At 67.1% G+C, this 3,715-nt stretch carries 5 protein-coding genes; all 5 read right to left on the bottom strand.

Annotated elements, in window-relative coordinates; all coding sequences use genetic code 11:
- Nucleotides 1–265, bottom strand: a 265-nt coding sequence (locus QZ753_RS13705; protein WP_294644340.1) for a Na+/H+ antiporter subunit E, incomplete at its 3' end; no start/stop codon positions are given.
- Nucleotides 262–1,914 (bottom strand): proton-conducting transporter membrane subunit, encoded by a 1,653-nt coding sequence (locus tag QZ753_RS13700; RefSeq protein ID WP_294644342.1) that lies wholly within the window; start codon nt 1,912–1,914, stop codon nt 262–264. The genes QZ753_RS13700 and QZ753_RS13705, both read right to left, overlap by 4 nt.
- 44 nt (nt 1,915–1,958) lie before the next feature.
- Nucleotides 1,959–2,336, bottom strand: coding sequence for a Na+/H+ antiporter subunit C (locus tag QZ753_RS13695; protein ID WP_055889619.1), 378 nt, complete (start codon nt 2,334–2,336; stop codon nt 1,959–1,961).
- Between the two features lie 15 nt (nt 2,337–2,351).
- Entirely contained in the window at nt 2,352–2,771 is a 420-nt protein-coding gene (locus QZ753_RS13690; RefSeq protein ID WP_294644339.1) for an MnhB domain-containing protein, read from the bottom strand.
- On the bottom strand, nt 2,768–3,715 hold a 948-nt coding region (gene mbhE / locus QZ753_RS13685), incomplete at its 5' end, for a hydrogen gas-evolving membrane-bound hydrogenase subunit E (RefSeq protein ID WP_294644338.1). The genes QZ753_RS13690 and mbhE, both read right to left, overlap by 4 nt.

Genomic DNA, 3,715 nt, shown 5'->3' with positions numbered 1-3,715 from the left:
CGCCGGGCTTCAGCTCGAGCTTTGGCCGCATGACGACGACCGCCACGCGCCAAGCCGACACGGCGAGATCGTAGATCAGAAAGAGGATGAGCGACGCGACCTTGCGGCCGTTCTGGAAATAGCTCCCGGCGCCCACCTGCTCGCGGATAAGATAGAGCGACGCGCCGCCGAGGAAGAACCCGAAGATCAGGTTCGCGAGGCTGAAGCCGCCGGTGATGACGAGCCAGACGAGCGCGAGGAGGAGGTTGGCGACGAAGGGGCTCATGGCACGGCTCCCAGCACCGCGGAGAGATATTGCGAGGGGTGGAGAACCTGATGGGCCGCCTGCATCGACAGGCCGGCGAGCGGCTGCGGCCAGACGCCGATCGCGATCACGAAGACGCAGAGCGCGACGAGCGGGATCGTCGCCAGCGGGCGCCCGGGCGGCGGGGCCCGGAACGCATCCTCGGCCGCGTGCGGCTCCGGGTCGGCAAGCGCCGGCAGCGGCCGCCAGAAGGCCAGCGCGAACACACGGGCGCAGGCGATCGTCAGAAGGAAGCCGGACAGAAGCACCGCGAAGGCGAGCCACGGTAGGTCGGCCGAGATCGAGGCTCGGACCAGAAGCATCTTCGGCCAGAAACCCGAGAAGGGCGGCAGGCCGGAGACGGCCAGCAACAGCACCAGCATCAGCGCCGAGAACAACGGATGCCGCCGCCACAACCCGCCCATCTCGTGCAGCGACGACGAGCCGTTGCGGAAGGCCGCGACGCCGGCGGCCAGATACAGAGCCGTCATCACCACGATGGAATGGACGGCATAGAAGATCGCACCCGCCAGCCCCGTCGCCAGCGGTCCGTCCGCGGAGACGCCGCTCGCGAGCCCGCCCCCTTCCATGCCGCTCCGCAGGACGCTCGCCGCGCCCGTCGTGATCGCGGTCGACGCGCTCTCGAGGACCGGCGGGATCGCGATCCCGGCGAGGATGGTGCCGATGCCGGTGATCACCGCGTAGTTCAGCATGCGCCGCAGATCCGACTGCGCCAGCGCGCCGAGCGCGCCGAACAGCATCGTGAGCGCCGCCATCCACGCGATGACGAAGCCGAGCCCGCCCCGCTCTGGCGGAAACAGCATGAGGACGACGCGGATCAGCGCGTAGATGCCGACCTTCGTCAGAAGCCCGGCGAACAGGGCCGACACCACAAAGCGGGGCGTATGGTAGGAGGCGGGCAGCCAGAAGTTCAGCGGAAACGCCGCCGCCTTCATCGCGAAGGCCACGACGAACAGCGAGGCGATGGTTAGAAGGATGCCGTTCCCTTCCATCTGCGCCGACTTGACCGCGATATCGGCCATGTTGAGCGTGCCGAAGAGGCCGTAGAGATAGCCGATCGTCAGGAGGAAGAGCGTCGCGCCGATGAGGTTGAGGAAGCAGTATTTGGTCGCGCCGTCCAGTTGCTCGCGCTCGGAACCGAGGATGAGGAGCCCGAACGACCCGATCAGCATCACCTCGAACCAGACATAAAGGTTGAAGATGTCGCCGGTCAGGAACGCGCCGGACAAGCCGCCCATGACCATGAAGAGAAACGGATAGAAGCCGTAGCGGCGCCCTTCCTCGTCGATCGAGGCGATCGCGTAGATGCCGCAGGCGAGCCCGGCGAAGCCCGCAACGGAGAGGAACAGGGCGCTGAGGAGATCGGCCGTGAAGGAGATGCCGAACGGCGGCCGCCAGCCGCCCATCGCCATCGACATCGGCCCGCCCTCGGCGATGCGCCACAGGAGGGCGAGGTCGGTGGCCAGAAGGAGTGCCAGCCCGATCACCGCGATCACCGGATGAAGATCCATGCGCCGGCGCATCATCAGGAGAATGGCGCCGAAGACGAAACAGATCACGACGGGCAGCACCAGAAGCGCCTGATCCGGCGTGAACCGGTCGAAGACCATGGCCTGCGAAATGAGGGTGGCGGTCTCGTCCATCGTCCCCTCCCTCAATAGCCGAGGGGCGGAAGCCCCTCGTCCTCGGGCTCGGCCACGCGCATCTCCATCGTGTCGTCAGTCTCGAGGTCCTGATAGGCGCGGTAGGCGAGAACGAGGAGGAACACGAAGAAGGAGAAGGAGATCACGATCGCGGTCAGCACCAGCGCCTGCGGCACCGGATTGGCGATGTCTTGCGGCGGGACCTTGAGACCTGCCGGAATGAGCGGCGGCGCGATCGGGCTGATCCGCCCGGCGACGAAGAGCGACAGGTTGACGGAGTTCCCAAGCAGCACGACGCCAAGCAGCATGCGGATGATGTAACGCGACAGGAGGAGGTAGATGGTGACGGAGAACATCACGGCGACGAGGCCGGCCAGAGCGATTTCCATGTCAGACGGCCTTTCTCATCCCGAGTAGCGTTCTTCGAGCGACAGCGCGATCGAGGAGATCGCGCCGACGATGACGAGGAAGACGCCGAGGTCGAAGATCAGCGTCGTCGACAAGGCGAGTTCCGCGCCCGCCACGGACACGAAGGCCCAGAGCCCCGTCATGAACTGCGCGCCGCCGAAGAGCGGCATCAGGCCCGCGATCACCGCGACGATCAGGCCGAACCCGGCATAGGCGATCGGATGAAAGTGGAGCGCCCGGCGCACCGCTTCGACGCCGCAGGCCATGCCGTAGACCGCGATGGCGGACGAGGCGATCAGTCCGCCGATGAAGCCGCCGCCCGGCTCGTTGTGCCCGCGCAGGAGCACGAACAGCGAGAACAGGAGCATGAGGGCGGTGATGTAGGGCGCGGTCACCCGGAAGATGACGGTTCTCATGGGTGCAGTTCCCCGGACCGGCGCCGCCGTTTGCGCGAATGTCGACCGTCCGGCTTCGTCGCGCGGATGCGCACCAGCGCGAGGATTGCGGCACCCGTCGTCAGGACCACCGCGATCTCGCCCCAGGTGTCGACGCCGCGGAAGTCGACGAGGATCACGTTCACGACGTTGCGCCCGTGCGCGATCGTGTAGCTGTAGGTCTCGTAGAACTCGGCGAGCTTCGTGTCGAACGGGCGCTGGGTCACGGCCAGAAGGAGAAGGCCGAGACCGATGCCGCCGGCCGCCGCGAGCCCCGCCTCCGGCACGACCTTGCTCCACGGACGCCGGTCGGCCGGCATCAGGCGCAGTCGCGTCATCACGAGCGCGAGGATCGAGACCGACAGGATCTCCACCATGAACTGCGTGAACGAGAGGTCCGGCGCGCCGAGGAGCATGAAGAGCAGCGCGACCGCCAACCCCTGGATGCCGAGCGAGACGATCGCCGTGAGGCGGCTCGCCGAGAACGCGACCACGAGGATGCCGAGGATCACGATGCCAATGATCGCCCACTCGTAGAAGAAGAGGCGCGGGAACTCAGGCACCTTCGGCAGCGAACGCGTCCAGACCAGCGTGATCCAGACGGTCGCGACGATCACGCCGAAGGTCACGCGCATGTAGATGTCGAGGCGGCCGGGCTGGAGGCGGTTGGTGATGTGCCAGGCGATGGCCACCAGTCCGCGCAGCGCCTGATCGAAGCCCTTGTCCGGCCCCCATCCGATCCGCGCGAGAAGCGCGGCGATGCCGGAACGCATGCGTTGTGCGCGCAGGAACAGCCCGATACCGAGCGCGACCGTCAGGATCGAGAGGATCAGCGCCGGGCCCCAGTGGAAGCCGAGCGCGATGTCCACCGCCAGCGCCCCGTCGAGGGCGGGCGGCGACATCGGGTTGGAGATGAACTTGTGCGT

It is taken from the genome of uncultured Aureimonas sp. (assembly GCF_913775355.1).
GTDB lineage: Bacteria > Pseudomonadota > Alphaproteobacteria > Rhizobiales > Rhizobiaceae > Aureimonas.
Note: the sequence above shows the minus strand (reverse complement) of the source record. Positions and strands in the feature narration are given on the sequence as shown.